The sequence below is a fragment of the Sinorhizobium sp. 7-81 genome, assembly GCF_030124405.1.
GTDB classification, from domain to species: Bacteria; Pseudomonadota; Alphaproteobacteria; order Rhizobiales; family Rhizobiaceae; genus Sinorhizobium; species Sinorhizobium psoraleae.
In genome coordinates this window covers 1-6,290 of sequence record NZ_JASKLT010000045.1, presented here as the reverse complement: position 1 = coordinate 6,290, position 6,290 = coordinate 1, and the positions used below count along the sequence as shown (strand labels likewise).

Annotated in this window: 1 protein-coding gene and 3 pseudogenes; 1 reads left to right on the top strand and 3 read right to left on the bottom strand. The window is 61.5% G+C overall.

The window, feature by feature from the left end:
- Positions 1–605: pseudogene (locus QN224_RS33250) on the bottom strand (hypothetical protein); the annotation flags it as partial.
- Positions 606–724: 119 nt separating this feature from the next.
- On the opposite strand from QN224_RS33250, the gene QN224_RS33245 reads away from it, so the two are divergent.
- The gene (locus tag QN224_RS33245) at positions 725–4,111 is read left to right on the top strand and encodes an adenylate/guanylate cyclase domain-containing protein (RefSeq protein ID WP_283980128.1); all 3,387 of its coding nucleotides are present in this window, start codon (positions 725–727) and stop codon (positions 4,109–4,111) included.
- 160 nt (positions 4,112–4,271) lie between these two features.
- Here QN224_RS33245 and QN224_RS33240 read toward each other — a convergent pair.
- Positions 4,272–4,840 (bottom strand): annotated as a pseudogene (locus QN224_RS33240) (pyridoxal-phosphate dependent enzyme); the annotation flags it as partial.
- A 344-nt stretch (positions 4,841–5,184) separates the two neighbouring features.
- A pseudogene (locus tag QN224_RS33235) lies at positions 5,185–6,150 on the bottom strand (mechanosensitive ion channel family protein); the annotation flags it as partial.
- Between the last annotated feature and the right edge of the window lie 140 nt (positions 6,151–6,290).

Sequence of the window (6,290 nt, the reverse complement as noted above, 5' to 3'; positions counted from 1 at the left end):
CATGTATACGGCAATGCCCGCCGCCGGGGTAAAGCGGCGGGCTGCGAGCTCATGATTGGCCGCATCAGGATCTTGCGGCCGCGGCCCGCTGACGGCGATTTCGCCCACTCAAGCTGTCGAACCGAAAGCTCCTCCGCGTATGCGTCGAGGAGCTTTTGCTTTTTGTGCTCCGTGTCGACCTCTCCCGACGCGATCTTCGCCATCAGATCGTTCTGTGCCGCAGCGATGAACTGCTGCTCAAGCAGGTCGAGCACCTCCATCGACGCTGTGATGTTGGCGATCGAGCCGTGCACCTGGAGGGATGCCGGCTGGTGGCCCGGCGTCTTGCCGATCACGACGGTCTGGATGAAATCGCACACGATCGGCATCAGGCGCTGCTTGGCATGTTTGCCGGCATTGTTGCGGGCGAGGAAGAGCAGCTTGCGGATGCTGATCTCGATATTGGCCGGATTGAACTGCGCCTTCAGCTTCGCGATCTTCACCTGAAAATCCTCCGCCGGCGCTTCGGCGTTGGCGAGTTCCAGAACCAGCTTCTCGCGGGTGGCTTCCAGTTCGTCCAATTGGTCATCCAGGATGGCGAGACGAGCATCGAACTCACGGGTCATTTCGATCATTCGACGACCAGACGGCGCAGGCCATGGTCCTCTTCGCTTGGGTCGTGCGGCTAAGAGACTTCTGGAGTATGCTGAAGAACCTTGCACTCCGAGCAGACGGAGGAGGAGCCATGGACGTCGGTGCCTGGCTGCGCGATCAAGGGCTGGGACAGTACGAAGAAACGTTCCGCCAAAACGACATCGATCCTGAAGTCCTAAGAGATCTTACTGCCGAGGACCTGGTTGGTCTTGGCGTCACTTCGGTGGGGCACCGTCGTAAACTGCTTGCTGCCATCGCAGCTCTGCGTGAGGTCGCTCAACCGAGCGGCCAAGCTGGGGTTGGCGGGACACCTGTAATTCTCCCGGAGCCGGAGCGCCGGCAGCTCACCGTGATGTTCGTCGACCTTGTCGACTCGACCACGCTTACCTCACGACTCGATCCAGAGGAGATGGGCGAACTGCTGCGGGGCTATCAGGGTGCGGTGGCGCGCGCAATTGCTCGATTTGAGGGCCACGTTGCCAAGTACATGGGCGATGGCGTGCTCGCTTACTTTGGCTATCCGCGCGCTCACGAGGATGAGGCCGAACGAGCAGTGCGAGCGGGGCTTGCGGCCATCGACGCAGTGGGAAACCTGCGACCGCCGCATGGGGAGACGCTGCAAGCCCGCGTCGGCATCGCGACCGGCTTGGTGGTTGTCGGCGAACTGATTGGCGAAGGTGCAGCGCGTGAGGAGACGGTAATCGGCGAGACGCCCAATTTAGCGGCACGCCTGCAAAGTGTCGCCGAGCCGGGAGCTGTGGTGGTGGCATCCACCACCCGGCAGCTGATAGGCGGCCTGTTCGATCTCGCCGAGCTCGGCTCCCAACCATTGAAGGGCTTTCCTGCGTCCGTACCCGCTTGGCGCGTGCTCGGTGAAAGCTCTGCGGAAAGCCGTTTCGAAGCCCTGCACGGGGCGAGCCTGACTCCGCTCCTCGGTCGCGAGCACGAGATAGGACTCCTGCTTAAGCTCTGGGAAGCGGCTAAAGAAAGGGAAGGCCGCGTGGTGTTGCTAGCGGGCGAACCCGGCATCGGCAAGTCGCGCCTTGTTCGTGCCCTGCGGCGGCGTCTGGAAGGCGAGCCGCATACGACTGTAAGTCACTACTGCTCGCCCTATCATCAGACCAGTCCGCTTCATCCGGTTATTCGCCTTCTGGAGCGGGCAGCTGGCTTCGCCGCGGAGGATGCCCCAGACGTGAAACTGAGCAAGCTCGAAGCGCTGCTCACGCAATCGACCGAAGACGTCGCCGAAGCGGCCGCGTTGCTCGCGGCGTTGCTGTCGGTTCCAGCGAAGGATCGCTATCTACCGTTGGAGTTAAGCCCGCACCGGCAGAAGAAGCGGACGCTGGAGGTGCTCGTCGATCAGCTCATCGGGCTAGCGGCCCGTCGGCCCGTCCTGGCAGTATATGAGGACGTGCATTGGGCGGATCCGACCTCGCTCGAGTTGCTGGATCTCGTCGTTGACCGCGTGCAAGACTCGCCAGTGCTGGTGCTCATCACGTTCCGTTCCGAGTTTCTCCCACCGTGGATGCACTATCCCCATGTCACGGCATTGACGCTTAGTCGTTTGAGCCGTCGGCAAGGCGCAGATATGGTCGCAAGCTTGACCGGCGGCAGGGCTCTGCCTGCCGAAGTGCTCAACCAGATCGTTGGACAGACGGACGGCGTGCCGCTCTTCGTTGAGGAGCTGACGCGCGCGATACTGGAGACCAACTTGCTTAAAGACGAGGGCGATCACTACGCTCTCGCCAATCCGCTGTCGGCAATCGCAATTCCAGCTACGCTTCAGGAGTCGTTATTGGCCCGGCTCGACCGACTTGCACCCGCCAGGGAGGTGGCGCAGGTGGCGGCCGCAATCGGTCGAGAATTCTCGCATGAGTTGCTGGTGACCGCCGCGCCGTTGCAGACGAGCGAGGTAGAGGAAGCACTCGACGACCTCATTGCGTCGGGATTGGTGTTCCGCCACGGGACTCCGCCGCAGGTGACCTACAGCTTCAAGCACGCACTCGTACGCGACGCCGCCTACGCGACCCTTGTGCGCACGAAACGACAACGGTTGCACGCGGCGATAGCCACAGCGATCGAGCAACGCTTCCCCGAAACGGTCCAGACGCAGCCCGAGCTTCTGGCCCAGCACTATGCGGAGGCCGGGCGACTGGAACCTGCGGTCAATTACTGGCTCAGGGCCGGGCAAGCCGAGATTGCGCGCTCCGCAACGGCCGAAGCGATCACCCATCTGACAAGAGGGCTGGAGCTGCTTGAAGGGCTGCCTGATGATGCCGCGCGATGGCGGCAGGAACTCGACCTGCAAGTCGCTCTCAGCGTCGCCCTGATGACTGCCAAGGGTTGGGCAGCGCGAGAGGTTGGGCGGGCCAATACGCGAGCACGCGAGTTGTGCGAGCGGCTCGGGGACACGAGTAGGCTCCTCCCTGTTCTCTACGGAGACTGGGTCTTCCACGTCGTGCGCGCTGAACTGGAGGCGGGGAGGAAGGCGGGAGAGGAACTGCTCCGGCGCGCGCAGGAAGAACGGGAGGTGTCCGGCGAGACCGTCGGCAATCGCATCGTCGGAACCGATGCCTTCCTTCGCGGCGAGATACCTACTGCCCGCGAATATCTGGAACGGTCGCTCGCCCTTTATGACCCGCAGCAACACCGCTCCCTCGCGTTCCTGTTCGCCCAGGATCCTCGGGTGGCGGGACTGTCGGTCCTCTCCTGGACCCTCTTCGCTCTTGGTTATCCCGAGCAGGCCCAGGCCAGGAGCAACGAGGCATTGGCGGACGCAAGCGAACTTTCTCACCGCAACACGCTCGGTTACGCCCTGCTTTACGGCTGCACCCTGTCACAGCTTCGCGGCGATTGGCGAGAAGCCCGAGATAGGGCGGATTCACTGATCGCGCTCGCAAGAGCGCAGGGCTCTCCGCACTTTCTCGGCGCAGGTACGATCGTTCGAGGCTGGACGCTAGCCGAGACGGGTGAATTACCGGCGGCCCTCACACAGGTTCGAGAAGGCTTGGCGTCGTGGCAGATGACTGGAGCGAGGTTCCTGGTTCCATTCTTTTTGAGCTTGCTCGCGCGCCTCGAGGCGCATGCCGGGGGAGCAAAGCGAGGCTTGGATTTGCTGACCGACGCGCTGGACCGAGTTGGCGCAACGGGCGAGCGGTGGTTCGAGGCGGAATTGCATCGGCTGACGGGCGAGCTAATGCTGCAGCTGCCCGAGTTTGATCGTGCCGAGGCGGAAGCACGACTGCGCCACGCGGCCGAGGTAGCACGAGGGCAAAGCGCTGACCTATGGGAGTTGCGCGCGGCGACAAGCCTGGCCCGACTATGGATCGTGCAGAACCGGTTCGGCGACGCTCATCACCTGCTAGCGCCCCTCTGCGGCAAGTTTACGGAGGGATTCGCGACATCGGATCTGCAGTCGGCCCAAGGGGTGCTTCGCGCGACAGCCGGTGTCAATGGCGCGACCAAGTCATCCGACTAGTCAGCAGAGTTGCAATGTTCTACGCCAAACCACGCCGACAGCACTGTCGGACGGCAAGGTCGTCGTGTGATGGAGCGTCACCGAGCCAGTAGTCGTCCGCTTTCCGGCAACGAATTAGAGCCCATGATCGGGGTGGTGAACTGACCGAAGCTGGAACTGACTACCCCGCTACATTGTATATCTCGGCAAGGTCGCGTAGATCCCAGTTCCCGCCAGACAACACCGCACAGACTTTTTCATCGGGCTTGACGTCTATGGTGCCCGCCAACAGTGCTCCGACACCAATCGAGGCGGCTGGTTCAGCGATCAATTTCGCATCCTTGGCAAGAGCACGCATCCCGGCGATGATGTGCTCGTCTTCAACAAGAACAATCTCGTCCACATACTTTTCGATAATCGGATACGGGTTTTGACCCGGAGCGCTTATCCTCAAGCCATCCGCAATAGTTTTTTCAAGGGAAGCGATGTGCGCTCCTTGTTGATCCGGCTGTGAAAATACTTCGGTGTCAAGGCCGGCTCTGCTCCGACAACGCGCACCGATGGTTTCGTTTCTTTTATGGCGGTAGCGATTCCCGAGATTAGGCCTCCGCCGCCTACGGGAACGATGACCGTATCTACATCGTCCAGGTCCTGCAGTATTTCACACCCGATCGTTCCCTCACCGGCCATCACGATGGGGTCCTCAAAAGCGTGAACAGCCGCGTATTTGTTTTCTTCAGCGATTTCATGTTTCGGTATCCCCTGACGCGCGCCATCTCCTTGACGGCTTGAGTCAGCGGAACAGGAAACGAAGCCGGATCTCCTCGTGGCTGGCGCGGCCGTGCATGCCGCCAGATGAAGCATGCCACCTACGACGCGCGTCACAAGCGCCGTTTGACCACCGAGCAGCCGCCGCGAGCTCTCAGAAATGACGTCGAAAACCGGTTGCACGTCGGTTCGCGACATGGAGATGACGTTGAGAATTTGCGCGGTGATGGTCTGGCGTTCCAGCGCAATCGCAAGCTCCGATTGCAGGTTGGCATTCTCGGATGAGAGCGGCTGAAGATAGCTGCGGGCTCACCGTCCATAACGGCTGGCCCCCAGAGCAGGCTCTCGGGCGGCATTGCCAGAGAAAGGCCGTTCGTCTTGCAGCCGCGGTAGACGAGATCGATGACCTCATTTTTGGCCGGCATTCGGCTCGCCGGACTCGCCACCCAGAACTGCAGCTCGACCTCGATAGCCATCGCATCGATCGCTTTGAGCGCGATGGCTGGCGGAGGAACCTTGACGATTCGCTCGCAGTCCCGCAGAACCCCCAGCATGACCTCTTCAACGACGGACGGCACGTGGGTGTGGCAATGTGCACGGCAAACGCAATGCAGTGCGTTTCGTCAGGACGGCTGAGATTGGTCACCCCTTGCTTCGCCAGGACGCTGTTGGGTACCACCACCAAATTGTGCGCGCCGGTCAGCAGATTTGTCGAGCGCCAGTTGGTTTCGGCGACGCGTCCTTCCGTGCCGTCGCTGAGCCGGATCCAGTCGCCGATGAGATAAGCCCGCCCGAGCGTGAGCGCGATCCCCGAAAAGACGTCCGCAAGCGTATTCTGCAGCGCCAGGCCGATGATGACGGCGACCACGCCCGAGGTAGCAACCAAAGGGGCCTATTGGCGCGCCAAAGACGAAGCCGATGATCGACAGCGCCACGCCGAGATAAACGACGGCGATGATCAGATCCTGCAGAAGATGTGCCTCCCGCGGCCTGTGATTGAGACCGATATAGATGTGCACGAAGCCGATGATCGTCCAAGCAAGATGAGTCTACCAGAGGATCCTCGCCGACTTGGCAATCAATAGGCCGGCGCCCTGAAGCTCGGTCTGGTCGAGCCGGTAAGGCGAAATTCTGCCCAGGCCGAGCACAAGGCTCATGGTGGCGAAGAACAGAATCTGCACGATCAGGCGCCCGGTCGGACGGCTGCGCCCCTGAATGTGCCATACGAGAATGCCGGCAAGCCCCAGAATATTGATCAGGACGAGCGGCAGGAAACGATCTTCACCGAACATGGCTCGGGCTCACCGGCAGTGATTTCGAACGATCGGGAAAGGGCCAGATGCCGCAGACGACAGCTGGCCCTCTCGCCTACTCCTTGATCGGGAAGGTCAGTTCCTTCTCGCTGCTGTCGACGACGAAAACAGCCAGCAGT

Coding starts and splice junctions, on each gene's coding strand:
- QN224_RS33245 (WP_283980128.1), top strand. CDS start 725: ATGGACGTCGGTGCCTGGCTGCGCGATCAAGGGCTGGGACAGTACGAA.